This window comes from Archangium minus, from assembly GCF_044360475.1.
GTDB lineage: Bacteria > Myxococcota > Myxococcia > Myxococcales > Myxococcaceae > Archangium > Archangium minus.
Genome location: NZ_CP043494.1, coordinates 5,693,396 through 5,719,505 on the forward strand (window position 1 = coordinate 5,693,396; position 26,110 = coordinate 5,719,505).

Here is a 26,110-nt window from a genome sequence, read left to right on the forward strand (position 1 = left end):
GGAGGCACCGCCTCCCGGGGGTTTCGTTTTGCGGGAGGGGAGACACCGGAATCCGACGCGAGGTGAAGCCGGGCCTTCCCGTGGAGCCGGGAAGGGTGTAGGTGCGGCGGACCGTATGGCTTCCCCCCGACCCTTGCGCGACGCGGACCTCTCCCGGGTAGAAGGGGTCTTCACCGATGTCGACGGCACCCTGACCACCGCGCACCGGATGCGCTCCACCACCGTGCGGGCGCTCGAGCGCCTGTCGGAAGCCGGCCTCAAGCTGGTGCTGGTGACCGGACGCCCGGCGGGCTGGGCCGAGGCCTGGGCGCGCACGATGCCGGTGGAGGGCGTCGTCGCGGAGAACGGGGGTTTGTTCTTCCTGCGGGGGTCCGGAGGCAGGCTGCGCAAGGTGTACGCCGAGTCTCCGCGCGTCCGGGAGTCAAACCGGCGGCGGTTGGAGGCCGAGGTGGCGGCCGTGCTGCGGCAGGTCCCGGGAGCGCGCCTGTCCGTGGACAGCGCCTACACCGAGGTGGACCTGGCCGTGGACTACAACGAAGAGGCGCGGCTGGGCGAGCAGGGGGCCGAGCGGATTGAAGCGCTGCTGCGGTCGCGCGGAGTGACGGCGGTGCGCTCGTCGGTGCACATCAACTGCTGGCTGGGCCGCTTTGACAAGCGCTCGGCGGTGCGCCGCTTCCTGAAGCTCGCCTGGGGGCTGCGGCTGGAGCCGGGGGATCAGCGCTTTGTGTATGCCGGGGATAGTTTCAACGATGCCCCGATGTTTGGAGAGTTCGCCCTGAGTGTCGGGGTGGCCAACGTGCGGCGGGTGCTGGAGCGCATCGACACGCCGCCGGCCTTCATCACTCGGGCGGAGGAGGGGCGGGGCTTCGAGGAGCTGGCCCGCGCCATTCTCGCCCAACGGGCCCGCAGGGCCCCTCGTCGAGGAGTCGGAGCGTGAACGTCGTCAAGCTGGAGCTGGCCCCGGGACTGGGCCGTCACCTGCGCGCGGGGCACCCGTGGGTCTTCCGCAAGGCGCTGGACAAGGTGCCGAAGATTCCCCCCGGCAGCGTGGTGGACCTGGCCGAGAACGGGAAGTTCGTGGCGCGCGGGTATTTCGATCCGCACTCCGCCATCGCCGTGCGCGTGCTGACGCGCAACCCGCGGCAGAACATCGACGCGGCCTTCTTCGCGCAGCGGGTGAAGCAGGCGCTGGCCGAGCGTCGTTCGCTGATCGACCTGACCGACACGGACAGCTTCCGGTTGATCCACGGCGAGGGGGATGGGCTGCCGGGCGTGGTGTTGGACCTCTATGGCCGGTACGCGGTGCTGAAGCTGTACTCGGCGGGGCTCACGCCGTACCGCGGGCTCATCGTCGAGGCGCTGAAGGCGGCGGTGCCGGAGCTCAAGGGGCTCATCGGCCGAGACGAGGTGGGCCGGGACGACGCGGAGGACGACGACGGCCGAGGCTCGGGGCGGATGCTCTGGGGCGAGAAGGCGCCAGAGGTGTTGGAGATCCTCGAGCGGGGCGCGAAGTTCGGCGTGGATGCGTGGCGCGGGCAGAAGACGGGCTTCTTCCTGGATCAGCGAGAGAACCGCTACCTCATCCGGCGGCTGGCCAAGGGGCGGGACGTGCTCAACTGCTTCTGCTTCAGCGGCGGGTTCTCGGTGAACGCGGCGCTGGGTGGGGCCAAGAGCGTGTTCTCAGTGGACCTGGATCCGGATGCCGTGGCGCTGGCGCGAGAGAACTTCACGCGCAACGGGCTGCCGGCGGAGAAGTACGACTTCCTGGCGGCGGACGTGTTCAAGCTGCTGGCGTCCTTCCGCGAGGAGGGGCGGACGTTCGATCTGATCATCCTGGACCCGCCCGCGTTCGCGAAGAGCCAGAAGGCGGTGCAGGCGGCGATCGACGGGTATGCCTCGCTGAACCGTCAGGCCCTGGGGCTGCTGCGGCCCGGGGGCTTGCTGGCGACGGCCTCGTGCTCGGCGCGCGTGGGCCCGGAGGCGTTTCTGGGCGCGGTGAAGGAGGCGGCCTTCAAGGCGGGGGTGGACCTCGCCATGGTGGAGGAGCGCTACCAGCCGCCGGACCATCCGATCCGGCTCCAGTTCCCCGAGGGCCGCTACCTGAAGTTCTACGTGATGGCGTCCGTGTAACCGGCGCGCGAGCCCGTGGGGCTCGCGTGTTTCACACGTCGATCCGGTACACCGTGCGAGACGGCTCCACGACAGAGGGCAGGTGCCGGACTCGGAAGCGCTCCTGCGCTGACAGGCCGATGGAGTCCCCGTCCTTCAGTACGGGCCCGTGGTCCAGCAGGTAGTGCGCGAAGTTGAAGGCTCGGTCCACGAGCTCCGCCGGCTTCGTCCGGCACGCCACCCACTCCAGCTCCATGAGCTCGAAGCTCTTCATGCCCGAGGTGCAGAGCGTGAAGGTGCCATCGGGGTTGCGCACGAGCTGGAAGGCGAGCCACAGGTAGAGGGGGAGCCGCTCGCGCGAGGTGCGTCTGGCCTCCTCGACAAAGTCCTCCGGTGCGTTCACCACCGGGCCCTCGCCCCAGTACACGCCAGAGGCATCGGCCGTGGCGGCCACTGCGGCCACCACCCGGGTGAGCAGGAGCATCGTCGAGACGCGGTCCATCCCCGGCGCCAGCACGGCGACGATGACGTGCCCCAGGTGGACCATCAATCGCTCCTTGGCCTCGGGCCAGTGCCACGCGGCGCGCGCTGGGCCCTCCAAGTCTCCCCACGGAATGGGGACTCGCATCAGCGTGAGGGTAACGATGGCGCCGCCCAGCTCGAAGCTCAGGGTGTCTCCCTCGTGGTTGACCTCCGTTGGGCGCGGTAGGTCCTTCCAGTTGTCCTGCAGAAAAGCCAGCAGGGCCCCCTCGGGAAGCGGCCTCGCGCGATCGAGCGTGACCATTGCCAGGCCCACGTTGCGCCGCGGCTTTGGCGCCTCCACGTCCACTGACTTCTTCCGCAAGAAACCCATCCATCCTCCTCTCCCCACGCCAGAGCAGCGCCTCGGATGACCGCTCGGGTGGGGACGCGCGAGCCCATGTCAGAGGTGGGTGATAGCAATGAGTGGTGTGGGAGGGGAAGGGCGATGGAGCGGAAGGCGTGGGAGAACCTGATAGCAGCGCGCGTACTCCTGGATATTGAGGAGCCGTGCCCTAACGCAGTGGCCTCACGTGCGTACTACGCGGCCTACCATGCGTGCTGGCATGCGATGAATGAAGTGGGTATCCCTACTCCCGAAGTCAGGCCGGGTGTATATTACTTCCTGCATGACCCTCTGCCTCGAGACGCATTTGAGGTAGGGGTGCTCGATTTGCAGGCAAGCAAGGATCTGGGCTGGCTGGCCGAGCTTCGGGTGGCAGCGGATTACGTCATGGATGACTTGACGGTCGAATTGGTGAGGGAGGCTGTGGACATTGCTGCGGGCTTCGTTCAGCGCCTCCTGGGGGAAGAAACAACATGGTGAATGAGCGAGAGGCGATTCGACGGAAGGTGAGGGAGGCTGTGGGGGGCAGGCCTGTGCGGTGGACGGATCACCGGACGACGAAGGGAGACTTTCCGGGGCGTGACTGGGCCCTGGAGATCTTCGACGTGCCCTTCTCCGAGCAACGCGAACTTCACGGTCGCCTGTTCCTGGGAATCATGAGACAGGTATGGGAGGAGAAGCGCCTGGCGCTCACCCTCATCTTCCATACCCCCGAGAACACGGACCGGTACTACGCCTGGGTTCGCGAGGAGCACGCGGCGGAAATGGCCGGAGCGACCTGACGTCGCTCCGAGGCTTTCGTCCTCAGTGCTTGAACACGCGTGAGGCCACGCGGTCCAGTACCTCGTCGCCCCATACGAGACTCGCCTGGGTGAGGCGCTGCATGTCCTCCTTGAAGGCCGCGTCCTGCGGCACCGTGGAGTAGGTGCGGCTCAGGAAGAGGCTCTTGTTCTCGGGCTCGTAGTCCACTGCGCCACCGCCCGTGTCCGTGCCGGCCTTCTCCTCGGCGCGGAAGCCCTCGAGGACACCGGGTTTGGGGGGATCTCGGAACTTGTAGACGAGCGCGCTCGCTTCCAGCGCCTGTTTGTCCGCGTGGTACTCGAAGTAGAGCTGCGCCTCGCCGAGCACCGCTCCTCCGAATCCCTGCGGGTTGAGGCCTTCGCTCGGCTGCCCGAGGGACTTCATGAACGCCTGCACCAGTCGCTGCGCTTCGTCGCGGGTCATGGGTCCTCCGCCTCCAGGAGGCGTCGTTTTTCCGAGGGCACGTTAGCAGCAGCCCACCCGGCACCGCGAGGAATGCAGCCCAGGATGACCGCTGGGGTGGGGGCGGGCTGCCCCATGTCAGAGGTGGGCGGTAGGAAGGGAGGTGGTGGAGGGGAAGGGCGATGGAGCGGAAGGCGTGGGAGAACCTGGCGGCGGCGCGTGTGCTTCTGGACGTTGAGGATCCGTGCCCCAATGCGGCGGCCTCGCGGGCGTACTACGCGGCCTACCATGCGTGCTGGCACGCAATGAATGAGGCGGGTATCCCTACTCCAGAGGTCAGGTCCGGTGTATATTACTTCCTGCATGAGCCCCTGCCGTACGAGACGCGTAGGACAGGGGTGCTCGACGAGCAGGCGAGTGAGGGACTGTACGATTTGGGGCGGCTGCGGGTGGCTGCGGACTATCTCGAAGAGGACCTGACGGTCGAGCGTGCAAGGACAGCGCTGGAGACGGCTACGGCCATCGTCCGGCATGTGCTTGGAGAGGAGCCGACATGGTGAATGAACGGGAGGAGATCCGCAGGAGGGTGAGGGAGATCGTCGGGGAGCGGCCGATCAGGTGGACGGATCATCGAACCACCAAAGGTGACTTTCCGGGCCGGGACTGGGCCCTGGAAGTCTTCGATGTGCCCGATGCAGAGCAACGAGATCTCACTCACCGACTTTGGGGGCTGCTGACGAAGCTCTGGGACGAGAAGCATGTGGCGCTCCTCGTCCTCTTCCACACCCCTGAGAACACGGATCGGTACTATGCGTGGGTCCGCGAGGAGCACGCGGCGGAAATGGCGGGAGCGACCTGATATGCGACAGCTGGGAACCGTGGTGCTGCTCACCGTGCTCGCCGGTTGTGGAGGCGGCGAGGAGCTCCGGCGCTACCGCGTGGCGGTGGACCCCGCGCCTCTCTCGGCGCTTGCGGCCTCCTGCTATCTCGGGGGGACGCCGCCCTCTCCGCGGGTGGAGGATCGCAACCTCTACCGCGACTTCATTTGGACCGTCTGGGAGGCCGGGAGCCCCGACCGGGCTTTCCTGGAGCTGGAAGCTCCCGAGGGGGGCTGGCGGCTCGGAGACACCCCGCCGGTGAGGCTCTCGGGGGCTATCGCTGGGAGCGGCGACTCATTCTCGGCCGAGCGGGTGCAAGTGTCGGCCGATGGCCAGGTTCTGGAGTCCACGGCCCTGCGCATCGTCTTCGAGGACCTGGACACCATCTCCCGGGGCGTGGTGGAGCTCAAGTCGAGCTGTGCCTCGTGCGCGGGGGGCAGCCCGTTGTCCTGCGAGGCTCGGCTGGCGTTCACTGCTCGGGAGGAAGTTCTCCAGGAGTGAAGCGCGCGGACTTGCTCCGCGCTAAGCTCCGGGTTCTCTATGGTCCTCAAAGGTCAGTTCCTCGAGCGCCCCACGCTCATTCCCCTGGGGTCCGAGGTGATGGAAGGCATGGCGCACCGGGGTGACGAGCGTCCCCCGCTGCTCGTCCTCCCGCCTCGGCCCGAGGACGGGGGCGGCATGGACCATGTCATCGGCGCCGAGCTGGCCTTCGCTGCGTCCTCGGCCGGCCACCCCACGCTGCGCTTCAACTACCGCGGCGTCGGTGGGAGCCAGGGGGCTCGGGGCTCGGGCGAGGCGCTGGTCCAGGACGCCGGGGCCGCCCTGGCCGTGGTGCTGGAGAATGCGCATTCGCCCGCGGCGGCAGTGGCCGCGCTCCATGGGAGTGCCCGGGTCGCCCTCGAGCTTCGCGCGCACCATCCCGAGGTGGCGGGCCTGTGCCTGGTGAGTCCCAGGGAGGTGGAGGCTCGGGAGCTGGCCAGGCTCGGACGGGGGTTGCTGGTGGTGGTGGGTGAGCTGGACGCCACCCTGTCCCGGGCGGAGCTGGCCCAGGCCGTGGATGCGGCGGGGGGCACTCTGGAGGTTGTGGAAGGTGCTGGGGCCAATTTCCATCACGCCTTGCCCCAGGTGGGAAAAGCCGTGCGCGCCTGGCTGAAGCGGCTGTCGGGCAAATGACCCCGTGCTGTGTAACCTATTGATTTGACGAAGGTTCCTCATCCCGGAGGGAACTTGCCCGCCGGGAGGGGTATCAAACAGATTCGATCAGACCCAATCGTTCCGCGGTTCGTTCGTATGGGTCGTCAAAGGAGCGCCCATGCCCATGAAGCGTTGGACCCTGGCAAGTGCGGTGCTGGCTCTGGTGATGGCGGCGGCCTGCGCGTCTCCCCCGGAGTCCGGGGGCGAGAAGGCGCGGGAAGCGCCCGCGGTGGATACCTCGCGGCGTGAGCTGGCCGAGGAGGAGCCCGGCGGCATCGTCGTGGATTTCAAGGACGGCACCTCCAAGGCCGAGTTCGATGCCTGGGAGTCCGAGTGGGGGGTGAACCTCGAGTTCAACTCCGTGGAGGGCGAGCGCACGGGCGTGACGATCGCCCGGGGTGTGGGGTCCGTGGACGAGGTGCTCGCGCACATCCGCCAGAACCCGGCTGTCGAGTCCGCCGAGCCGCTGAAGGTGTACTCGGTGCCGCCCGCGGAGGCGGCTGTGTCCGGGCTGGAGGCGCCGCTCGATGAGCTGGGCAAGGACGGCTTCACCCCGAATGATCCGGACTACCCCAAGCAGTGGAACCTCCGGATGATCCACATGCCGAGCGCCTGGCAGCAGAGCCGGGGCAAGGGCGTGGTGGTGGCGGTGCTGGACACGGGCGTGGCCTACGAGGACTACGACGACTTCAAGCAGGTGCCGGACCTCAAGGGCGTCAAGTTCAAGACGGGGTACGACTTCGTCAACGACGATGCGCACGCCAATGACGACCACGGGCACGGGACGCACGTGGCGGGCACCATCGCGCAGGCGACCAACAACGGCCAGGGCGTGGCCGGCGTGGCCTTCGAGGCGACGCTGATGCCGGTGAAGGTGCTCAACCACTTCGGTGCCGGCACGTCGGCGGACATCGCCGAGGCCATCCGCTTCGCGGCGGACAACGGCGCGGACGTCATCAACATGTCCCTGGGTGGTGGCGGCTACTCGAAGGTGATGGCGGACGCCGTGGAGTACGCGCGGAAGAAGGGCGTCACGGTGGTGGCTGCGGCGGGCAACGCGGGGCGCTCGCGGGTGGAGTTCCCGGCGGCGTACCCGGGCTCGGTGGCGGTGGCCGCGGTGGGCCCGAATGGTACGCGGGCTCCGTACTCGTCCTATGGCAAGGAGTTGGACATCGCGGCCCCGGGTGGTGACAAGCGCCAGGGCGACGCGGGCGGCATCCTGCAGAACACCATTGATCCGCGGGATGTGTCGCGCTCCGTCTACGCGGCCTACCAGGGCACGAGCATGGCGACCCCGCACGTGGCCGCGGTGGCGGCGCTGCTGTACGCCGAGGGCGCCAGCGGTCCGGACGAGGTGGAGAAGGCGCTCTACGCCGGGGCGAAGCGGGTCGGGGGCCAGGCCTGGACGGAGGAGTACGGGCACGGGCTCCTGGACGCCGAGGCCTCGCTGAAGGCGCTCGGGAGTGGGGCCTCGCGCTGGCCGTCGCTGTGGTGGGCCCTGGCCCTGCTGGCGCTGGTGCTGCTGACGATGCGTGGGCGTGAGCGTCCGGGCTACTTCAACATCCTCTTCCGTCCGAGCTTCCTGGTGCCGCTGGTGCTGGCCACGGTGGGCGTGTTCTTCGCGCGCTCGTGGTTCGGTGGGGCCTCGGGGGTGGCGGGAGACGTGGTGGACGCGGCGTACCTGCCCATCCCCGACTGGCAGCGCATCATCTTCGGCCGGGGCAAGCTGGCCAACCCGCTCTTCTACAGCTCGCTCATCCCGCTGCTGCTGTCCTTCCTGGCCATCAAGTACCGGGGGCTCCGGCCGGCCATCGGTGGGCTCTCGCTGGGCTTCGCCGGCTTCCTTGCCTACGCCGCCTGGAGCAATGCGCCCGCCCTGGCGTGGATGCCCTTCTCCTTCCTCGCCGTGCCGTGGCTGGTGATCAACACGTTCATCTGCCTCTTCATCGCGCGAGCCCTGCTGCGCAAGGAGTCGGCGGTATGAAGCTCACCGGACGCGTGGTGTTCCGCGACATCGAGGGCGGCGTCTGGGTGCTCGAGGCGGATGACGGGCACACCTACCAGCTCGCGGGCGGCGATCGGAAGATCAAGAAGGACGGCCAGCGGGTGGAGGTCCACGGCGACGTGGCCCGAGACGTGATGACCTTCGCCATGACGGGCCCCGTGTTCAACGTGGCCTCCTACCGTTTCATCTGACCCGTGAAGACGGGTGCGGTGGGTGGTGGGGCTTAGAGCCTCACCATCCGCTGGAGCAGGTGCTCGATCGCCTTCTCCGGCTCCATACACAGGCCCGAGTGCACCGGGCCCGTTTGAATCATCGTGCTGCGCGGTGCCACCAGCCAGTGGAAGCGCTCCTTCTGTGGCAACTGCCCAATGGGCCCCGCCGCCTTGCCTCCCGCGCAGACGCGGGGAATGGAGGCCAGGTGGCTGCGGATGAGCTCCACGTCGGCCTCCGGTGCCAGAGCCGTGAGGCGCCGCTCGTCCAGCTCTATCCGCGCATCGAGGAAGCGCCGGGTGAGGCAGTAGAGGATGACGCCCGCGTTGATGAACTCCTCGCGCTCCACTCGCGGCACGACGCGGATGATGGCGTAGTCAAACGAGCTGTGCGCGGGCACGCTGTGCCTCCTCGATAAACGCCGACACCGCTTCCAGGCGCTTCAGCAGGTAGGAGGCATAGGCCTCTCGGTGCTCCGCCACCGTCGCGAACCGTGGCTCCATGGCTGGGCCCAGCCACGCGTCAGGCACGCACGCCACGACATGCTGGATGACGTCCGCCGTCACCCGCTGGCGCAGGGTTGCCTCCGCCTCCGGCAGTGCGGAGGCCCAGGGCAGCAGCACGTGATCCTTCACCGCGGGGAAGCGGCTCTGGCTGCGCTCCAGGTAGTCGTCCCAGGCGTGGTGGAAGTACAGGGATGCGCCGTGGTCGATGAGCCACAGCGCCTTGTGCCAGGACAGCATGTTCGGGTTCTTCGGCGTGCGGTCCACGTTCGTCACGTAGGCGTCGAAGCATACGATGGCCGAGGCCTCCGCCGCCTCCGGGGCGGGGCCCACCGTTGGATCGAACGTGATGGAGCCGGGCAGGTAGTCCATGCCCAGGTTGAGGCCCGCGCTCGCCTTGATCAGATCGCGGATCTCCTCGTCCGGTTCGGCGCGGCCCAGGGCTGGATCCAGCTCCACCAGCACCAGCTCCGGCACCCTCAGTCCCAGCGCCCTCGCCAGCTCGCCCGAGACGATCTCGGCCACGAGCGCCTTGATGCCCTGGCCTGCACCCCGGAACTTCAGGACGTACAGCCCCGAGTCCTCCGCCTCGATGATGGCGGGTACTGAGCCGCCCTCTCGGAGCGGCGTGACGTAGCGTGTCGCGGTGATTGTTCTCACTCGTAGATCCTCGCCCGGACACTACCAGCCCCACGCAACCACTCGGAAGCACTGCTTCCAGGAGGTCAGGCTCCGTCAGCTCGTGAGCTGCTCGCGGCGCACCGAGAGGGCGAGGACCTCCGTGGTGGGCCGGCCCTCGAAGTCGATCCACCGGTGGTTCTCGTAGTCGTAGAGCTTGCAGCGCCGCTGGATGTCGCGAACCAGCGCGAGGGAGAAGGGGACGGAGACGGCATACGGTCCGAGCATCTCGTTCAACTTCGTCTGGGCCTCGCGCAGGCGGTAGCAGGGGATGGCCGGGTGCACATGGTGCGCTGCGTGGTTGAACACGTTGTGCATGAGTGCCGAGCTCCAGCGCGGCAGGTTCAGGTGGACCGTCACCAACTCCTGCCGCCCATCCCCGTTGATGTCCGGCCGGCCCTTGAACCAGGGCACACGGGGGTGGGTGTGCATCAGGTACACCGACAGGCTGAACACCGAGTGCAGCACGAAGAAGGGCAGGATGAGCCCGAGGAAGAGGGCGCGCAGGGACGTTGTCTGCGAGGAGTAGAGCGGCGCGCACAGCAGCAGCGCCGAATAGCTGACGAGCAACCCCACCAGCAGCCCGAAGTACGGCCACGCGGCGCGCTGGACCTGGGCGGGCATGTGCCGCCGAGGGAAGAACTTGTCCGACCACCAACGCTCGAGGATGAAGTAGGGGCCGAACAGCAGGAGTGAGGGTGCGCGGAAGAAGCGCTCCCGTAGCTTGCCCAGGGGCGAGAGCGCGTCGTACTCCTCCTTGGAGAGTGGGGTGTACGCGTCGCGGTGCTTGCCGTTGGTGCTGGCGTGGTGGATGGCGTGGTGGTTGTACACCCAGAGCTTGTAGTTGAAGAGCCCCGGCAGCAGCGAGACGACGGCGATCAGCGTGTTGAGCCGGCGTGAGCGCGTGAAGCTGTTGTGCGCGGCGTCATGGCCGATCGTCGAGAGCGTGGCTCCCTTGAGGCCCGCCACGAGGCTCCCCAGCACCTGCAGGCCCCAGCCAGGCGCGAAGAGCACGGTGGCGATCCCCGCCAGGAAGAGGGCCAGGTCCAGGAGGAAGAGCATCACGCCTCGCCTCGTGTCAGGCACGGCATACCCGGCGAGTGCTTTGCGGATGTCGCTGACAGAGGCCAACGCGTCCATGCGGGGGTTCCTTTCTCTGGGAGAGAGGGAGCCCACTCGGAAGGTGACGCCGAGTGGAGGCCGCGGCGGCTGACCGCCCGGAGAGGAGGCGAGCACCCGAGGTGTTCGGGCTGACGACTCATTCCGGAGCTCACGCATCACAAATCCCGAACGCGCCCTCTTCCGAAGGCAAGTCCTGGTGGATGGAGAGCGCTTCTATGTCTTTGTTCGATGTCCTGGTGCGGCACGCGTCCGAGCGGCCTGATGCCACTGCCTATGTGTTCCTGGAGAGTGATGGCAGCCGCAATTCACTGACGTTCTCCCAGCTCTCTCGGCGGGCGCGGGCCATTGCGGCGCGGCTACAGGAGGCGGGGGCGAGTGGTGAGCGCGCCATCCTGATGTATCTGCCCGGGCTGGACTTCATCGAGGCCATCCTGGCCTGTTTCGCGGCGGGAGTGGTGGCGGTGCCCGTCCAGCCGCTGCGCAACGCGAGGGATCTGCCTCGCCTGGCCCGCATCATGGGCGACGCGGGGAGCCGCTTCCTGCTCACCCACACCGCCGTCCGGCCCTCCATTCAGCGCATCCTTCCCGATGGGGACTCGGCCCTCTCTGGGATGACCTGGCTGAGCACCGACACTGTGCCCGAGTCCGCAGCGGATGAATTCCGGCATCAGGGTTTCGAGCCCTCGCGCCTGGCGTTCCTCCAGTACACCTCGGGCTCGACGGGCTTGCCCAAGGGCGTGATGGTGAACCACGGCAACCTGCTCCACAACGAGGAGATGGTGCGGGGCGCCTTCGGCCACGACGAGCGGACCGTGTTCGCGGGCTGGCTGCCGCTGTACCACGACATGGGACTCATCGGGAACGTGTTCCAACCCTTGTACCTGGGGATCCCCTCGGTGCTGTTCGCGCCCACCGTGTTCCTGATGTCTCCGGTGACGTGGCTGCGGACCATCTCCGACTGGCGGGCCACCACCAGCGGCGCGCCCAGCTTCGCCTACGAGCTGTGCGTCCACCGCGTGTCCCCCGAGGACATGCAGGGGGTGGACCTGTCCTCCTGGAAGGTGGCCTTCAATGGCGCGGAGCCGGTGAAGGCGCAGGTCATCAATGCCTTCAGCCGCAAGTTCGCACCCTACGGCTTCCGCGAGGAGGCCTTCTATCCCTGCTACGGCATGGCGGAGGCCACGCTCTTCGTCACCGGGGGCGCGCCCACGGCCAAGACAGTGCAGGTGCCGGTGGAGCCGGAGGCGCTCGCACGGAACCTCGTCACCCGCCAGGAGGACTCCTCGACGGTGCTGGTCGGCTGCGGCACGCCTCACGGTGGGCAGGTGGTGCGCGTAGTGGATCCGGAGTCCTTCGAGGTGCTTCCGGATGGACGCATTGGTGAGTTGTGGATCTCCGGTGACTCGGTGGCCGCGGGCTACTGGGCACGGCCAGACGCCACGGCGGCCACCTTCCAGGCGCGAACCTCCCGTGGCGAGGGCCCCTTCCTGCGCACCGGCGACCTGGGCTTCTGGCAGGACGGCGAGCTGTTCGTCACCGGGCGACTCAAGGATTTGATCATCATCCGCGGTCGCAACCACTACCCGCAGGACATCGAGGCCACCGTCAGCGGTTGTCACGAGGCGCTGCGGCCCGGCGGCGCCGCGGCGTTCACCGTGGACGGCGAGGAGGAGACGAAGCTTGTCGTCATCGCCGAGGTGCATCGCACCGCCGTCGCGCGGCTCACCCCAGAGCTGCAGCAGGCCATCCTGGCCAAGGCGCGCAAGGAGGTGTCGGAGCTGTATGGGCTGCGGCTGGCTGACCTGGTCCTCATCAAACCGCCCACGCTCCCGAAGACGACCAGCGGCAAGGTGCGCAGGAGCTACTGCCGCGAGCTGTACCTGAGCGATCGGTTGGAGCGTGTCTTCGTGCCGGCTCGGAAAGAGGAGGCGGAGCAGCACTTCCTGCTCGCCGCGGCGGGTGAGGGGAGGGGTCGATGAAGTCCCAGGCCATTGAACAGCTTCTGCGGCGGCAGATCGCCCAGCTCCTCCACGAGCCGGCTGAGAGCATTGACGTGTCGCGCTCGCTGAGTGAGCTCGGACTGGACTCGGTCAACCACGTCGACATCGCCGCGTTCCTGCGCAAGGAGTTCGGTGTTCCCCTGACGCCCGAGGCGCTCTTCGAGTTCAGCTCGGTGCGAGAGACGGCTGAGCACCTCGCGGGGCTCATCGCCGGAGCCCAGCCCGCTCCCGAGCCGCGCGCCGAGCCGCGTCCCTCATCCGCGCGGGCTCCAGACTCCGGCCTCTCCGAGCGGGACGTGGCCATCATCGGTGTCTCGCTGCGGGTGCCGGGAGCCCGGAGCCTGGAAGAGCTGTGGTCGCTGATCACGCGCGGGGAGTCGAGGATCCGCGAGTTCCCCGCGGAGCGCGCCCCTGCCTCCGAGCCGGGTGCCATCGCTCCTCGCTCCCTTCAGGGCGGCTTCGTGGAGGACGTGGAGGCGTTCGACGCGGCCTTCTTCGGTATCTCGCCTCGCGAGGCCCTCGCCATGGATCCTCAACAGCGGCTGCTGCTGGAGTGTGCGTGGCATGCCTTCGAGGACGCGGGGTGCCCGGTGGAGCGGCTCTCCGGCTCCAACACCTCCGTCTTCGTGGGAGCGTCGAGCTTCGATTACTACGAGTTGCTGGTGCGCACGCAGGCCGCGCGCACCACGCACATTGGCACGGGCATCAGCCATGCCATCCTCGCCAACCGCATCTCCCAGTACTTCAACCTGAAGGGGGCGAGCGAGGCCATTGATACGGCCTGCTCCAGCTCGCTCGTGGCGCTGTCCCGTGCTGTGGAGTCGCTGCGGCGGGGAGAGAGCGGGCTGGCCCTGGTGGCGGGCGTCAACGTGCTCGCCTCGCGCACGCCCTTCCAGGTGTTCGCGGACGCGGGGATGTTGAGCCCCGAGGGGCGCTGTCTGCCTTTCGATGACAGCGCCGCGGGCTATGTCCGGGGCGAAGGCGTGGCGTGTGTCGTCCTCAAGCGGGCCTCGGAAGCGGTGCGCGATGGGGACCGCATCCTGGCGATCATCAAGGGCGGCGCCGTGCGGCACAGCGGGCGCACCAACTCGCTCACCGCCCCCAACCCGGATGCGCAGGCGGATGTCATCGTCGCCGCCTCGAGGGACGCGGGCGTGGACCCGGCGGGGATCGGCTACGTGGAGGCGCATGGCACGGGCACGTCCCTGGGCGACCCCATCGAGGTGTCGGGGCTGAAGAAGGCTTTTGCTCGGCTCCACGGGGAGCACGGACGCACCTCGGTGGCTCCGCACTTCTTCCTGGGCAGCGTGAAGGCGCAGATTGGCCATCTGGAGGCGGCTGCCGGGCTGGCGGGTCTGCTCAAGGGCGTGGCCGCGCTGCTTCATCAGTCCATCCCGGGCAGTCCGTACCTCACTCAGCTCAACCGCCACATCGACTTGAGCGATGCCTCCTTCCGCATCTCGCGCGAGGTGTTGCCCTGGGAGGGTACTCAGGACGGCGTCTCGCTGCCGGTGGGGCCCCGGCGTGCCGGCGTGAGCTCGTTCGGGTTCGGTGGCGTCAACGCGCACGTGGTGCTGGAGGAGGCCCCCCCAGTGCCCGAGCGTGCAGCAGCGAAGTCCGAGGCGCGGCTGTTCCTGCTGTCGGCTCGGAGTGAGGAGGCGCTCGTCACGTGGGCCACTCGGCTCGCGGATCATCTGGGGGCGCAACACTTCGAGACTCCATCCGCCGAGCAGGCGTACCTGGAGGATGTCGCGTTCACGCTGCGCCAGGGCCGCACGCCACTGCCGCACCGGCTGGCCCTCGTCGCCACCTCGGTGTCCGGGCTGGTGGAGCAGCTCCGCCGCTATGCGCGTGAGGGCGCGCGCTCCCCCGAGGTCTTCACGGGCACGGTCCGCGGTGAGACGCCAGAGTGGGTGGAGCTGTTCTCGGATGAGGCCGAGCTGGCGCAGCGATTGGCTGCCATGGTGGCACAGGGGGAGCTGCGCAAGCTGGCGCGGCTGTGGACGCAGGGGTTGGTCATCGACTGGGCGCAGGTGTTCCCACGAGGTGCCTCCTCCTTGGTCTCGCTCCCTGGCTACCCCTTCGCACGCGAGCGCTTCTGGGTGCGTCAGGCATCTGGACGGCCTGGGGCGGCCTTCTATGCGGCGCGTTGGGTGCCGAAGCCGCTGCAGGTAGCTGACTCGCGGGTTGACGGCGCGCTCGTGGTGCTGGTCGGGGGAGAGAAGGGCCGGCATGTGGCGGAGGCGGTTGGCCGGATGCTGCCTCGGCTCCCCCTGCGGATCTCCGAGTGCCCCGAGGAAGGGCGGGCCCTGCAACCGATGGCCGCGGAGCTGCTCGGAGACATGGAGCGGGTAGGGGCGGTGGTGGATCTCTCGCCCCTGGACGAGGACTCCTATCGGGACAGCCGGCAGGTGCTGCGCAAGCTGGAGTGGGTGCGGCACCTCGTCGGCGGACCGCTGAAGAAGGGCGCGCTCCTCGAGCTGGTGCAGGTGACGCTCGGGCTACAGGACCTGGGGCGGCCTGGCCGTGCGCCTGTTTCACTCGCTGGCGCGCAGGATGCGGGGCTGTTCGCGAGCCTCGGGGCCGAGTACCGGCGTTGCCGGAGCAGGACGATGGACTTCCCGGCCGGTGACTTCGATGCCGAGGTGATCGCGGGCCAGCTGGCTCGCGAGCTGGAGCACTCCGATGGTGAGAGCGAGCTGGCCTATGACCAGGGACAGCGCTTCGTTCGGAGGATGGAGCGCGTGGCGGCTCCCGAAGCACGGACGGCGGGAGGCGAGGGCGGTGTGGCCCTCATTACGGGAGGGACCGGCGACATCGGCCTGCGCGTCGCGGGTGACCTGGTGGAGCGGGGCTTCCGGGCCCTGCTGCTCACCGGCCGCCGGGAGCTGTCGCCCGACAAGCGCTCTCTCGTCGAGGACCTGGAGCGCCGAGGCACGGCCGTCGTCCTCTACCGGGGCGAGCTGACGGACGCCGAGGCACTGGGCAAGGCCCTGGAGGACTTCCGCGCCGCGCATGGCCGCATCACCCATGTCTTCCATTGTGCGGGTGCGGTGGATCGGCAGGCGCCGGCCTTCTTCCAGAAGACGGCGGGCTCCATGGCAACGGTGATGGGTCCCAAGGTGGACGCGCTGCGGGTGATGCACTCGCTGTTCGAGCAGGAGCCACCGCGGGCCTTCGTGCTGTTCTCCTCGGTCTCCTCGGTCGCGCCCCGGCTAGCGGCGGGAGTGCTGGACTACGCGGCCGCCAACCGGTTCCTGGATCTCTTCGCCCAGTACCAGCATGCGCACGGCCACCGGTACTACCACTCCATTCAGTGGACGCGCTGGCAGGGGCTGGGGCTGGCTCGGGGAACGCGCGAGGCGGCGGATGGCAGCGGTCTCCCCTTGGAGGTGGATGCGTGCCTCGAGGCGCTGCATCGGGTGCTGGCCGCGGGGGACTCGCTGGGTCCGAGCCTCTGTGTGCTCGCCGAGGGGGACTCCTCGCTGATGGTGCGGCCCACCCCGGAGCGTGCTCCCCAGCCGGTGGCCGCCGTGACTCCCTCTCGGAGCGATGCGCCCAACGCTGGCCAGGAGGAACTGCGCCGCAAGCTGCGCGCCATCGTGGCCAAGGAGCTCGAGACGGAGGAGTCCAAGCTCGACGACGAGGCCCCCTTCGAGGAGCTCGGCATCGACTCCATCGTCCTGATGGGGATTACGTCCGAGGTTGAGACGTGGCTTGGGCTTCAGGTGGATCCTGCCGAGCTCATCCGCTGTGACTCGCTCGCGGCGGTGGCTCGCTACCTCGCGGACCGGATGCCGCCCGAGGCCCTGTCCGTGCCTTCCGCGGAGCCGGCACAGCCCGAGCCCGTTCCGGCTTCTCCTGTGCGCGAGTCGCCTGCGAAGGCACAGGCCACTGTGTCCGCCACCGAGCCGGTACGGCGTGAGGAGGGACCCTTCCGCGTGGCGATCATCGGCATGGCCTGCCGCTTCCCGGGCGCTTCGGACAAGGAGTCGTTCTGGCGCAACCTCGTGGCGGGCGTGGACTGCGTGGGGCCAGTTCCTTCGTCGCGATGGGACAGGCAGGCCACGTATGCGCCACGGCACTCGCCGGGCAAGAGCATCAGCCAATGGGGAGGCTTCGTCGACGGCATCGAGCGGATCAGCCCCTCGCTCTTCGGACTGAGCGCCGAGGATGCCGCTGACGTGGATCCGCTCATCCGCTTGTTCACCGAGTGCAGCCTGGCCGCGGTGCTCGATTCACCCTACGGCCGGGACGGCCTCCAGGGGCGGCGGGTGGGGGTCTTCACAGGGGCTCGCACCAGCGGGTACGCCGAGCGCATCGCGGTGCCCGGTAAGCACAGCATCACGGGCATCGGGCAGAACTTCATCTCCGCGTACGTCTCGCACGTGCTGGACCTGCGAGGCCCCAGCCTGGTGCTGGACTGCGCCTGCTCCTCCTCCCTGGCGGCCGTCCACCTGGCATGCCAGAGCCTGCGCGCAGGGGACTCGGAGCTGGCCATCGCTGGAGGCGTGGAGGTGCTGCTCGATGAGAAGCCCTACCTCTTCCTGAGCGCGGCGCACGCGCTGTCTCCGGACGGTCGCTGCCGGACCTTCGACGAGAAGGCCAACGGCTTCGTCCCGGGTGAGGGCGTGGGCTGCGTTCTGCTCAAGCCCTTGGAGCGGGCCCTGGCCGATGGGGATCCCATCTATGCCGTTATCGACGGCAGTGCGATGAACAACGATGGCCACACCCTGGGCATCACCACGCCCGGCGTGGAGGGCCAGGTGGACGTCATCACCCGGGCCCTGCGCAACGCGGGCTGCTCGCCGAGGAGCATCTCCTACGTCGAGGCCCACGGCACCGGGACGATGATCGGGGATCCCATCGAGCTGCAGGCGTTGTCGCGCGCCTTCGCGCAGGAGCCGCCGGAGCACTGCGGCGTCGGCAGCGTGAAGACCAGCCTGGGTCACCTGCTGTGTGCGGCTGGGGTGGCCAGCCTCATCAAGGTGGCGCTGTCGCTGCACCACCGCATGCTGCCGCCCACGCTGCACTGCGAGCGCGTCAACCCGCGCTTCGAGTTCGACCGCACGCCCTTCCATCCGCAGAGCGAAGCCCAGGCGTGGGAGGGGCAGGGAGCCCGGCGTGCCGGCATCAGCTCGTTCGGGTTCGGCAAGACGAACGTGCACCTCATTGTGGCGGAGCGGCCGGAGCAGGCGCGGCGGCCCAAAGAGCTGGAGGCGGCGCCACGGCCCATCCCTGAGGAGGAGCTGGTCGTGGCCTGGCACCCGGCGCGGCCGGTGACGGTCTCCTCCGCGCCAGAGCCAGAGCCCGAGGTAGCGGCCCTGCTCGCGCTGGAGGACGTGTGGATCGAGGAACTGTCGGACGAAGGGAAGAGGGCAAACGGATGAGGACGGCGAGGATTCGTAGCAGCGTGATGGTGCGTGACACTGATCCCCTGGTGTCGGAGCACCGGGTGCAGGACATCCACATTCTGCCCGGTGTCTCCATGCTCGACGCTGCCTACAAGGTGATGGCGGCGGCCCAGATAGACACCGACTCGGTGGTGCTGCGCGGCATCTTGTTCCACGAGCCTGTGGTCACCAATGCGGAGATGGATCGCAAGCTGACGGTGACGGTGGAGAAGGCGGGGGAGCAGGGACGCATCAGCGTGACGAGCGTGCCCTGGAAGGGGGACCGGGCGCTGTCCGACAGCGTCACGTCACACATGACGTGCACCTTCCAGCTCACCGGGCGGGCCGAGCTGCCGCCGCTGCCCGCGGACCTCGCCTCGCGTCTGGGCGAGCCCGTCAACCTGGAGGCGTGCTACGGCGTCACCCGCCACATCGGCATCTTCCACGACAGCTTCATGAAGTGCATGGGCACGGTGGCACCTCTGCCCTCGGGGGACTTCGTGGGGACGGTGTCGCTCGGAGAGCGGGCACTCGCGCGTGGCCGCGACTTCCTGCTGCACCCGGTGTTCCTCGACTGCTCCACCATCGTCCCGCTGTTCCACCTCCGTCACCGGCTCGACGAGGCGAATCTCTTCATTCCGTTCGCCATCGATGAGTTCCAAGCTCGGTCGCTGAAGGGGCAGCGGCAGGTGCGGGTGTGGGTGGAGAAGCCGGACGGGGACATCGCCGACCGGGAGCTGATCCACCACAGCTTCGGCATCTACGACATGGAAGGGCAGCCGCTGGTGCGCTTCCGCAAGTTCGGCGTCAAGCGAGTGCGTGCGCTGGACGGCATCCGCCGGTTGCTGGCCCGAGCTGGCACCATCACCGTCGCCGAGCCCCAGCCGGTGCCCGTGGCGCCAGCCCCGGCCCCTGTCGCGGCCCTCGAGGCCATTCCAGACGCCCCTGTGCAATGGGAGGGAGAGCCGATCCTTGGACTCATTGGCTCGCTCATTGCGCGCCACGGGAAGATCGACTGGTCGGACGAGAGCGCCGAGACGCCTTTCTTTGATCTGGGTTTGGACTCGCTGGCGCTGCTCGACATCTCCGAGTCGCTGGAGAAAGAGCTGGACGTCCAGCTCTACCCGACCCTGCTCTTCGAACGCTCCACCGCCGCCGCGCTCGCGGCCTACCTGCGGGAGAGCTTTCCGGAGGCGGTTGCCAGGCGGAGTGGGGCCTTGTTCGTCTCCAAGGCGGAGAAGGTCCCAGCGGAGACGCCGGCCACCCCGGCGGCCGAGGACAGGCGCCCCGAGGAGAGGCCTCAGGTGTTGGTGCCCCGCTGGCTGCCCGTGCGCGACATCGGGCCCGCGGGAGTGGGGAAGACGGTGGCGCTCCTGGGCTCGGGATGGGCGGGCGGTCTCATGCCACGCCTGGTGGAGTGGCTGGGCAGCCGTGCCTGCTTCCAGGCCCTTTCGGAGGGGAGCACCGATGCCGTCGCGGACTTCCGCTCCGCGCTGGAGCAGGGGCTCACCTGTGATGAGATCTGGTTGGTGGGGGCGGGGCATGACGAGGCATTCGCCCTGGTGAAGGCGCTGCTGGCTACCGGGCGTCTCCAGTCCCCCCTCGCGCTGAAGGCCCTGACCTTCAATGCCTTCCGTGTCCACGACGAGGCGCCGGACAGGGGCGCGGGCCACGGGGTGTGGGGCCTGCTCCAGTCGTTGTCGCGAGAGTATCCGGCGGTACGTGTCTCTCAGGTGGACCTCGATCGCGCGGAGGTGGAGAGCGCGGTCCGCGGGGAGGATGACGGGCTGCTGGCGCGGGTGGAGCGGGTTGGGGCTCACACGCGGGAGCTGCGGGCTGTGCGCGCGGGACGCTTGTATGAGCGCCGGCTCCTCGGCGTGCAGCCGTCCGCTGCGGGGGGCTCCGTGCCGCTGCGCCAGGGCGGTGTGTACCTGGTGCTGGGTGGGGCCGGTGGAGTGGGCATGGAGTTCGTCCGTCACCTGCGTCGCCACTACGGCGCGCGCGTCGCGGTGGTGGGACGTCGGCCGGAGGAGGAGCTGCGGCACCGGCTGTCCGCCGAGGGCGAGTATGGGCGCGACATCCTCTATGTGCAGGCCTCCGTGGAGGATGAGGTCGCGCTGGCCGAGGCGCTGCGGACAGTGCGTACCCGGTGGGGTGGGCTGAATGGCATCGTCCACTCCGCCATGGTGCTGGACGATCGGCGCCTGGCGGACATGGACGCGGACGCCTTCGCCCGGGTGCTCGGGCCGAAGGTCGCCGGCGCCGAGGTGCTGGCGCGTGTCACCGAGGGGCTGGAGCTGGACTTCCTCCTCTTCTTCTCCTCGGTACAGTCCTTCGTGGGCAACGCCTCACAGGGCAACTACGCGGCGGCGAGCACCTTCCTGGACGGCCATGCGGCGGTGCTGCGGGCACGGCGGAGTCATCCCGTCGTAGTCATCAACTGGGGCTTCTGGAGCGAGGTGGGCGCTGTCGCGACGGACGTGTACCGCGGCCTCCTGGCGCGCCAGGGGGTCTACGGGCTGCGCGCGGGCGAGGCGCTGTCGGCGCTCGAGCAGGTGCTGGCTTCTGGCTGGGAGCAGGCGGCCATTGTGGCGGCCGAGGAGCGGGTGCTGGAGGAGATGGGGCTGAGCCGGGCGCTCGTGCTTGGGAGGGCCCCCGTGCGCGAGGTCGGGGGGGCCGCTCCCGTCTCCGTGGCTCCGGAGCACGTGGAGTCCTACCGCCCCGTCTTCACGCAGACGCAGCAGGCGCTGGAGGTGCTGGTGTCGCTGGCTCGGCGCCGCGTGGCGAGGGTGCTGCGAGAGCTCGGGCTGTTGGGCCCGGAGGCGCTCTCCGTGGACGAGGCCGTCAAGAAGGGACGGATCGTGGCCGAGCACGCCTCTCTCGTCAGGGCCTTGCTGCGGCGGCTGGAGGCCTCGGGGGGGGCCGGCGCGGAGGAGCTGAGTGAGCAGGCCTTCGACGAGGCCATCACCCGGCTCGCCGAGGAGCACGCGCCATTGCGGCACCTCGTGCCCCTGCTGCGGGCCAGCCTCGCTGCCTATCCGCGGATCCTCAGTGGGGAGCAATCGGCGGCGGAGGTCGTCTTCCCCGGCGGCAGTTCGCGGCTGGTACGCCCCGTCTACGGTGAGAGCGAGGTCTCCCGCTTCTACAACGAGGCGGTGGCGAAGGCCGTCCGCGCCCTGGCCACCCCCCAGGAGCGCCGGCCGTTGCGCATCCTCGAGGTGGGGGCTGGCACGGGTTCAACCACGGTCGAGATTCTGCGTGAGTTGGGCGAGGCGGGCATCGCGTGCGAGTACCGGTACACCGACCTGTGGGAGAAGCTCGTCTCCGAGGCGAAGGAGCGCCTGGGGCCAGTGCATCCCTCGCTGCGCTTCAGCTTCCTGGACATCGGCACGGACCCGGCGGCGCAGGGCTTGCGCGAGGAGTTCGATGTCGTGGTGGCCACCAACGTGCTGCACGCCACGCGCGATCTGCACGCCTCGCTGCGGCACGTGAAGAAGTTGCTGCGGCCGGGCGGGACGCTGCTCCTCAACGAGAGCGTCGAGGTGCAGGAGTTCTCCACGTACACCTTCGGCCTCCTGCCGGGTTGGTGGAGCGCGGTGGACTCGCACGAGCGCCTGCCGGACTCGCCCCTGGTGTCCGCGGCCGGTTGGCCCTCGCTCCTGAGGGATGAGGGCTTCGTCGCGGTGCGCCCGATCGTCCCGGCCGATGACTCGGTCCCCGCGCTGGGGGCTCAGCAGATCTTCGTGGCGTGGAGTGACGGCGAGGTGCGGCAGGCCGCTGGGGCTCGCCCGGCGCGGCCCGAGGTCTCCTCTCAGAGGGAGCTGCCACGTGCCCTGGCCGGCCAGCTTCGCCCGGTAGATCTGGCAGGGGTGACGCGGGGCGAGCTCCCCTCGCCGCGGCGTCTGGCGCTGTACCAGGATGCACGCGACAACCTCTGGCTCTTCCTCGACAACCCCCCTGCCAACACCTTCACGGACGAGCTGTTGGGGGAGCTGTGCACCACGCTGCGGCGCCTGCCCGAGCTGGTGCCGGAGCTGTTCTGCAACCGTCTCGTCTTCCTGTCCCACTTCGGCGAGTACTTCTCACTGGGTGGCGATCGCGACGAGGTGGTGCGCCGGCTGGCCGCGGGCGAGCAGGAGGCGTTGGCGGCCTTCGCGGACAAGGCTCGCACGTTGCTTCAACTGCTGGCGTCCATGAATGCCCTGGTGGTGGCGGTGGTCAACGGTACCGCCCAGGGCGGTGGGCTGGAGACGCTGCTGGCCACGGACTTCCAGCTCGTGCGTGACGGCGTGAAGGTCGGGCTGCCGGAGATCAAGTCCGGCCTCATCCCTGGCATGGGAGGTCTCTCCTATCTCAAGCAGCTGGTGGGCCTGCCGCGCACGAGGCGTCTGGTCATGCTCGGCGAGCAGCTGAGCGCCCGGGAAGCCCATGAGCTGGGCTTCATCTCCCACGTGGTGGACGACCCGTTCGCCGCGGCGCTGGCCTTCGAGGAGGAGCTCCAGCACGTGGAGACGGCCCTCTACATGAAGCAGGTGCTCGGCCGTGAGACGGCGGAGCGGCTCACCGCCGACATCGACGCGTGGCTGCTCTACGTCCTGAATCACACCGGGCTGATTGATGCACGGCGCGTCTCGAGCTCCCGCCGGGTTCTCGAGGGCCTCGTGGCGATGCGTGGATGAGCAGAAGAAAGGAGTGCGTCGTGCTGAAGGAGCAGCAAGTCGAGAAACTAGACGTCGTCACAGTCGAGTCGGACGCGTACGTCCCCAAGCGGAAGCCCGCGCCCCAGAAGTGGCTCCTCTGCCCACAACGCAAGGCAGACATCCAGGCGTTGATCCGTCCCAACGGGTTCAAACACCTGCTGTATGCCAGCCCCTACATCCTCCTCTACGCGGCGGCCGTCACCGCGCAGTTCCTGGTGGACAATGTTTGGATCAACCTCGCCCTGTCGGCGGTGATCGGCAATCAGATCTACCTGCTGTTCATCCTGCATCACGACTGCATGCATGGCACGGCGTTCCGCCGGGACTTCTTCAACCGACTCATGGGGCGGCTCTACGCCACCGTCTTCACCATGACGTTCTCGGTGAACCGCGAGACGCACATGCGTCACCACTCGCACATCTCGGATCCCGAGCGGGATCCGGACGAGTACTACTTCGCGGGAGATCTCGGCGACATCTGGCCGCGGCTGTGGCGCTACTACGAGTGGTACACGCGCCAGGCCCTCACCCGCTACGGCCGGCGCGTGCGCAACCGGGTGCTGGTGGAGCAGGGCTTCAACCTGCTGGTCTGGGCCGTCATCCACGTGGTGCTCATCAGCCAGGGGCTGGGCCTCAAGCTGCTCTGGATCTTCTGGGTGCCCATGGCCGTGGTGACGTTCATCATCAATCCCATTACCCGAGGGTACGAGCACTCGCCCATCACCCTGTACCCGCCGGGGGATCCCCGGAAGCGAGACATGTCTCAGAACACCATCACGGTGGCCAACCCCGTGCTTGGCTGGCTGTGGGCCAACATCACCTACCATGTTGAGCACCACGCCTACCCGCGCTGCCCCTTCTACAACCTCCAGAAGCTGCACCGTATCTTCCAGGAGGAGAAGCTGCAGTACCTGACAGCGCCCTTTCCGCTCTTCCGCGTGTGGAAGGGCAAACGCATGACGGAAGGACTGACCTGTAACGCAAGCTGAAAGGGAGGAGCAGTCATGCAAGCACAGACGTTTGAGCTTCCCGACGGGACACGGACGGTCGTGAAGTGGTTTGGCGCGGACGCCACGCCGGACAAGGGATTGATTGCCTTCCTGCCGGCGCTCGGCGTGAAGGTGGACTTCTACAGCCGGATGGCCGAGGCCTTGGCTCAGCTTGGCTACCGTGTGGCCGCCATCGAAATGCGGGGCATGGGAGACAGCTCCGTGCGGGACGTGCGGCGGCACAACTTCGGGTACAACGAGGTCCTCAACATCGACCTGGCCACCGTGGTGCCCGCGCTGAAGCGGGAGGCGGGGGACAAGCCCTTCCTGCTGGCGGGGCACAGCCTGGGCGGGCAGTTCGCGCTGCTGTACGCCAGCCAGCATCCGGGCGAGGTGAACGGCGTCATCCTCATCGCGGGCGGCTCCAACTTCTACGGCTCCATGCCGGAAGGGGCTCAGCTCAAACGCCGCGTGGGCCTCGGCGCGGTGCACGTCATCGCCCGGACGCTCGGCTTCTTCCCGGGCCACAAGCTGGGCTTTGGCGGCAAGCAGCCGATGAACATGATGCTGGACTGGACGCAGGAGGCGCTCACGGGCCGCTACAAGGTGAAGGGCGACTCCACGGACTACGACAGGGCGCTGGGCCAGCTCGACATCCCTGTGCTGCTGTTGTCGCTGTCGGGGGATGCGCTCGTTCCCAAGCCCTGCGCCGACTTCCTGGCGCGCAAGTTGAGGCAGGCGCGCGTCACGCAGGTGGAGCTGCAGGCGAAAGACTACGGCATGGAGTCCTTCCACCACTTCCGGTGGGCGAAGAAAGCCGAGCCCGTGCTCGAGCGCGTGGACGCCTGGATCCGCGCCGAGGTGGGCCAGCGCTCGTCGGCTCGCGAGGAGACGCCACGCTGGCCCGAGTCGCCTCCTTCCGCCCCGGGGTTGTGACCCGGGGGCGCGTCACGAGCGGGTGAGCGCTCAGCGTCTCGGTTGGCTGGATTGCCTCGCCCGCTCCTGGACGTACTCCCCGAGCGGGATTTCACCTCGGCGGGCACGTACCCGGAGCTCGAACAGGGCCTCTCGCTCGGCGTGCAGCGCATCCGGTGCGTCCTCGGGCACGGGCGTCAGCGGGTAGCGCAGATCAATCTGGCTGAGCTGGACACCCAGCGGATCCAACGCCACGTAGGTGCCCAGGGACAGCGCCGCGGCGAGCATCCAGGGGATCGCCAGTCGCAGCAGCCGGGGCAGGGGCTCCAGCCGGACCGGAGGCTCCGGGGCTTCCACGAGCTCCGCCGGACGGGGCGGGCCCCCCAGCAGGACCGGGAAGCGGCGCGTGGCGGACAGCAGCGCCCAGAGCGTTCCGCAGCCCACGAGCGCGAAGATCAAGAGGGTCATCGCCTCCTGCTGGCTGGTGGGCTCCTGGGGGGATTCGAGGTACTTCGCGCTGAAGAACAGCACGGTGGACACCAGGTTGTTGGCGGCGTGCGCGAGGATGCTGGGCCACAGCGAGCCGGTGCGCAGCAGCAGCCAGCCGAACAGCACTCCCAGCTCCACGCGGGCCAGGAAGCCCACCGGATCCAGGTGGAACGCGCTGAAGACAACCGCGGAGAGCACGAGGGTCTTCAGGGGCCGCCCCCCGTGCGCCTTCAGGCCCTGGAAGAAGATGCCCCGGAAGAAGAACTCCTCGCACACCGGAGCCCCCAGGCTCACGCTCGCCACGATGAGGGCCATCTCCACCGGCGATTGTCCGCGGAAGATGTCCGCGACGTCGTAGATCTCCCGCCACGACTTGGGCATCAGCGACTGGGAGACGTACTGGACGGGCGCGACGATGGCGAAGAAGTTGACCACTCCCACGGCGAACCCGAAGGCCACTGGCGCCAGGCTCGGGAAGGACAGGCCGGTGTAACGCACCGGGTCTCTCCCGGTGGCGCGTAGCACGAACCAGCCCACGCCGAAGAAGACGAAGATCTGGGTGAACCAGATGCCGAAGGCCACGTTGAGGGGCTGCACGGCCAGCCCCGAGACCAGGAAGGCCACGAACACGGCCATCGTGGCGACCACCGCCACGGTGCGGGGATCCCAAAGGAGAGGTGAGGGGGGTTGTGGAGGACTGGAACTGACTTCTTCCACCGGTTTTCTCCGGTTTGAGGGAGAGGTGCTCAAAACCCGACGCACCGGGACGAGTCGCTTCTATAATGCCTGCACTGTTATGCGCTTCCCGGAACGAACGCAGAGACGGAGAACGGATATCGGGCGAGGCGCTCTGCGTC

General features: G+C 68.5%; 21 protein-coding genes. 15 read left to right on the plus strand and 6 right to left on the minus strand.

Annotated elements, in window-relative coordinates; genetic code table 11:
• Positions 1-115: 115 nt before the first annotated feature.
• Both F0U60_RS23235 and F0U60_RS23240 read left to right on the plus strand, forming a co-directional pair.
• On the plus strand, positions 116-937 hold the full coding sequence (locus F0U60_RS23235) for an HAD-IIB family hydrolase (RefSeq protein ID WP_395823416.1): 822 nt from the start codon (positions 116-118) through the stop codon (positions 935-937).
• Positions 934-2,130: a class I SAM-dependent rRNA methyltransferase gene (locus F0U60_RS23240; protein ID WP_395823418.1), complete on the plus strand. Its 1,197-nt coding sequence runs from the start codon at positions 934-936 to the stop codon at positions 2,128-2,130. The genes F0U60_RS23235 and F0U60_RS23240 overlap by 4 nt, the downstream gene beginning before the upstream one ends.
• A gap of 31 nt (positions 2,131-2,161) precedes the next feature.
• On the opposite strand, the gene F0U60_RS23245 is transcribed toward F0U60_RS23240, so the two are convergent.
• On the minus strand, positions 2,162-2,962 hold the full coding sequence (locus F0U60_RS23245) for a DUF4261 domain-containing protein (protein WP_395823420.1): 801 nt from the start codon (positions 2,960-2,962) through the stop codon (positions 2,162-2,164).
• A 114-nt stretch (positions 2,963-3,076) separates the two neighbouring features.
• Between F0U60_RS23245 and F0U60_RS23250 the strand changes: the two genes are divergently transcribed.
• Together F0U60_RS23250 and F0U60_RS23255 are read left to right on the plus strand one after the other, a co-directional pair.
• Positions 3,077-3,454, plus strand: coding sequence for a hypothetical protein (locus tag F0U60_RS23250; RefSeq protein ID WP_395823422.1), 378 nt, complete (start codon positions 3,077-3,079; stop codon positions 3,452-3,454).
• Positions 3,448-3,756 carry a hypothetical protein gene (locus F0U60_RS23255; RefSeq protein WP_395823424.1) on the plus strand — a complete coding sequence of 103 codons (309 nt, stop codon included), beginning with the start codon at positions 3,448-3,450 and terminating at the stop codon, positions 3,754-3,756. The genes F0U60_RS23250 and F0U60_RS23255 overlap by 7 nt, the downstream gene beginning before the upstream one ends.
• A 22-nt stretch (positions 3,757-3,778) precedes the next feature.
• On the opposite strand, the gene F0U60_RS23260 is transcribed toward F0U60_RS23255, so the two are convergent.
• On the minus strand, positions 3,779-4,198 hold the full coding sequence (locus F0U60_RS23260; protein WP_395823426.1) for a type III secretion system chaperone: 420 nt from the start codon (positions 4,196-4,198) through the stop codon (positions 3,779-3,781).
• Positions 4,199-4,359: 161 nt separating this feature from the next.
• Between F0U60_RS23260 and F0U60_RS23265 the strand changes: the two genes are divergently transcribed.
• From F0U60_RS23265 to F0U60_RS23290, 6 genes are all read left to right on the plus strand, one after another.
• Positions 4,360-4,737, plus strand: a complete 378-nt coding sequence (locus F0U60_RS23265) for a HEPN domain-containing protein (protein ID WP_395823428.1) — start codon at positions 4,360-4,362, stop codon at positions 4,735-4,737.
• Positions 4,731-5,036 (plus strand): hypothetical protein, encoded by a 306-nt coding sequence (locus F0U60_RS23270; RefSeq protein WP_395823430.1) that lies wholly within the window; start codon positions 4,731-4,733, stop codon positions 5,034-5,036. The genes F0U60_RS23265 and F0U60_RS23270 overlap by 7 nt, the downstream gene beginning before the upstream one ends.
• Before the next feature lies 1 nt (position 5,037).
• Complete coding sequence (locus tag F0U60_RS23275; RefSeq protein ID WP_395823432.1) at positions 5,038-5,556, plus strand: hypothetical protein; 519 nt, start codon at positions 5,038-5,040, stop codon at positions 5,554-5,556.
• Between the two features lie 39 nt (positions 5,557-5,595).
• Entirely contained in the window at positions 5,596-6,228 is a 633-nt protein-coding gene (locus F0U60_RS23280; RefSeq protein WP_395823434.1) for an alpha/beta hydrolase, read from the plus strand.
• 139 nt (positions 6,229-6,367) lie between these two features.
• A complete protein-coding gene (locus tag F0U60_RS23285) occupies positions 6,368-8,233 on the plus strand; it encodes a S8 family serine peptidase (protein ID WP_395823436.1) in 1,866 nt (621 codons plus the stop codon).
• Positions 8,230-8,445, plus strand: a complete 216-nt coding sequence (locus tag F0U60_RS23290) for a DUF5818 domain-containing protein (protein ID WP_395823438.1) — start codon at positions 8,230-8,232, stop codon at positions 8,443-8,445. The genes F0U60_RS23285 and F0U60_RS23290 overlap by 4 nt, the downstream gene beginning before the upstream one ends.
• A 32-nt stretch (positions 8,446-8,477) precedes the next feature.
• Here the strand turns inward: F0U60_RS23290 and F0U60_RS23295 are convergent, their stop codons facing one another.
• The 3 genes from F0U60_RS23295 to F0U60_RS23305 all read right to left on the minus strand — a co-directional run bounded on the left by F0U60_RS23295 (position 8,478) and on the right by F0U60_RS23305 (position 10,785).
• Positions 8,478-8,864 (minus strand): DUF3037 domain-containing protein, encoded by a 387-nt coding sequence (locus tag F0U60_RS23295; protein ID WP_395823440.1) that lies wholly within the window; start codon positions 8,862-8,864, stop codon positions 8,478-8,480.
• A complete protein-coding gene (locus tag F0U60_RS23300) occupies positions 8,842-9,627 on the minus strand; it encodes a HipA family kinase (protein ID WP_395823442.1) in 786 nt (261 codons plus the stop codon). The genes F0U60_RS23295 and F0U60_RS23300 overlap by 23 nt, the downstream gene beginning before the upstream one ends.
• Positions 9,628-9,702: 75 nt before the next feature.
• Positions 9,703-10,785 (minus strand): fatty acid desaturase, encoded by a 1,083-nt coding sequence (locus F0U60_RS23305; RefSeq protein ID WP_395823444.1) that lies wholly within the window; start codon positions 10,783-10,785, stop codon positions 9,703-9,705.
• Between the two features lie 197 nt (positions 10,786-10,982).
• On the opposite strand from F0U60_RS23305, the gene F0U60_RS23310 reads away from it, so the two are divergent.
• From F0U60_RS23310 to F0U60_RS23330, 5 genes are read left to right on the plus strand one after another with little or no spacing between them, the layout of a single operon-like run.
• Complete coding sequence (locus tag F0U60_RS23310; RefSeq protein WP_395823446.1) at positions 10,983-12,746, plus strand: fatty acyl-AMP ligase; 1,764 nt, start codon at positions 10,983-10,985, stop codon at positions 12,744-12,746.
• On the plus strand, positions 12,743-18,157 hold the full coding sequence (locus F0U60_RS23315) for an SDR family NAD(P)-dependent oxidoreductase (RefSeq protein WP_395823448.1): 5,415 nt from the start codon (positions 12,743-12,745) through the stop codon (positions 18,155-18,157). The genes F0U60_RS23310 and F0U60_RS23315 overlap by 4 nt, the downstream gene beginning before the upstream one ends.
• Positions 18,154-22,839: an SDR family NAD(P)-dependent oxidoreductase gene (locus tag F0U60_RS23320; RefSeq protein WP_395823450.1), complete on the plus strand. Its 4,686-nt coding sequence runs from the start codon at positions 18,154-18,156 to the stop codon at positions 22,837-22,839. The genes F0U60_RS23315 and F0U60_RS23320 overlap by 4 nt, the downstream gene beginning before the upstream one ends.
• Positions 22,836-23,849, plus strand: coding sequence for a fatty acid desaturase family protein (locus F0U60_RS23325; protein WP_395823452.1), 1,014 nt, complete (start codon positions 22,836-22,838; stop codon positions 23,847-23,849). The genes F0U60_RS23320 and F0U60_RS23325 overlap by 4 nt, the downstream gene beginning before the upstream one ends.
• A 15-nt stretch (positions 23,850-23,864) precedes the next feature.
• Positions 23,865-24,785: an alpha/beta fold hydrolase gene (locus F0U60_RS23330; RefSeq protein WP_395823454.1), complete on the plus strand. Its 921-nt coding sequence runs from the start codon at positions 23,865-23,867 to the stop codon at positions 24,783-24,785.
• Positions 24,786-24,815: 30 nt separating this feature from the next.
• On the opposite strand, the gene F0U60_RS23335 is transcribed toward F0U60_RS23330, so the two are convergent.
• A complete protein-coding gene (locus F0U60_RS23335; protein ID WP_395823456.1) occupies positions 24,816-25,970 on the minus strand; it encodes a type II CAAX prenyl endopeptidase Rce1 family protein in 1,155 nt (384 codons plus the stop codon).
• Positions 25,971-26,110 lie beyond the last annotated feature (140 nt).

What these genes read in the sequence shown, in the direction of transcription:
- F0U60_RS23265 (WP_395823428.1), top strand. Translation starts at nt 4,360, where the DNA reads ATGGAGCGGAAGGCGTGGGAGAACCTGGCGGCGGCGCGTGTGCTTCTG.
- F0U60_RS23285 (WP_395823436.1), top strand. Translation starts at nt 6,368, where the DNA reads ATGCCCATGAAGCGTTGGACCCTGGCAAGTGCGGTGCTGGCTCTGGTG.
- F0U60_RS23280 (WP_395823434.1), top strand. Translation starts at nt 5,596, where the DNA reads ATGGTCCTCAAAGGTCAGTTCCTCGAGCGCCCCACGCTCATTCCCCTG.
- F0U60_RS23245 (WP_395823420.1), bottom strand. Translation starts at nt 2,962, where the DNA reads ATGGGTTTCTTGCGGAAGAAGTCAGTGGACGTGGAGGCGCCAAAGCCG.
- F0U60_RS23235 (WP_395823416.1), top strand. Translation starts at nt 116, where the DNA reads ATGGCTTCCCCCCGACCCTTGCGCGACGCGGACCTCTCCCGGGTAGAA.
- F0U60_RS23275 (WP_395823432.1), top strand. Translation starts at nt 5,038, where the DNA reads ATGCGACAGCTGGGAACCGTGGTGCTGCTCACCGTGCTCGCCGGTTGT.
- F0U60_RS23315 (WP_395823448.1), top strand. Translation starts at nt 12,743, where the DNA reads ATGAAGTCCCAGGCCATTGAACAGCTTCTGCGGCGGCAGATCGCCCAG.
- F0U60_RS23325 (WP_395823452.1), top strand. Translation starts at nt 22,836, where the DNA reads ATGAGCAGAAGAAAGGAGTGCGTCGTGCTGAAGGAGCAGCAAGTCGAG.
- F0U60_RS23290 (WP_395823438.1), top strand. Translation starts at nt 8,230, where the DNA reads ATGAAGCTCACCGGACGCGTGGTGTTCCGCGACATCGAGGGCGGCGTC.
- F0U60_RS23320 (WP_395823450.1), top strand. Translation starts at nt 18,154, where the DNA reads ATGAGGACGGCGAGGATTCGTAGCAGCGTGATGGTGCGTGACACTGAT.
- F0U60_RS23330 (WP_395823454.1), top strand. Translation starts at nt 23,865, where the DNA reads ATGCAAGCACAGACGTTTGAGCTTCCCGACGGGACACGGACGGTCGTG.
- F0U60_RS23310 (WP_395823446.1), top strand. Translation starts at nt 10,983, where the DNA reads ATGTCTTTGTTCGATGTCCTGGTGCGGCACGCGTCCGAGCGGCCTGAT.
- F0U60_RS23305 (WP_395823444.1), bottom strand. Translation starts at nt 10,785, where the DNA reads ATGGACGCGTTGGCCTCTGTCAGCGACATCCGCAAAGCACTCGCCGGG.
- F0U60_RS23250 (WP_395823422.1), top strand. Translation starts at nt 3,077, where the DNA reads ATGGAGCGGAAGGCGTGGGAGAACCTGATAGCAGCGCGCGTACTCCTG.
- F0U60_RS23255 (WP_395823424.1), top strand. Translation starts at nt 3,448, where the DNA reads ATGGTGAATGAGCGAGAGGCGATTCGACGGAAGGTGAGGGAGGCTGTG.
- F0U60_RS23260 (WP_395823426.1), bottom strand. Translation starts at nt 4,198, where the DNA reads ATGACCCGCGACGAAGCGCAGCGACTGGTGCAGGCGTTCATGAAGTCC.
- F0U60_RS23270 (WP_395823430.1), top strand. Translation starts at nt 4,731, where the DNA reads ATGGTGAATGAACGGGAGGAGATCCGCAGGAGGGTGAGGGAGATCGTC.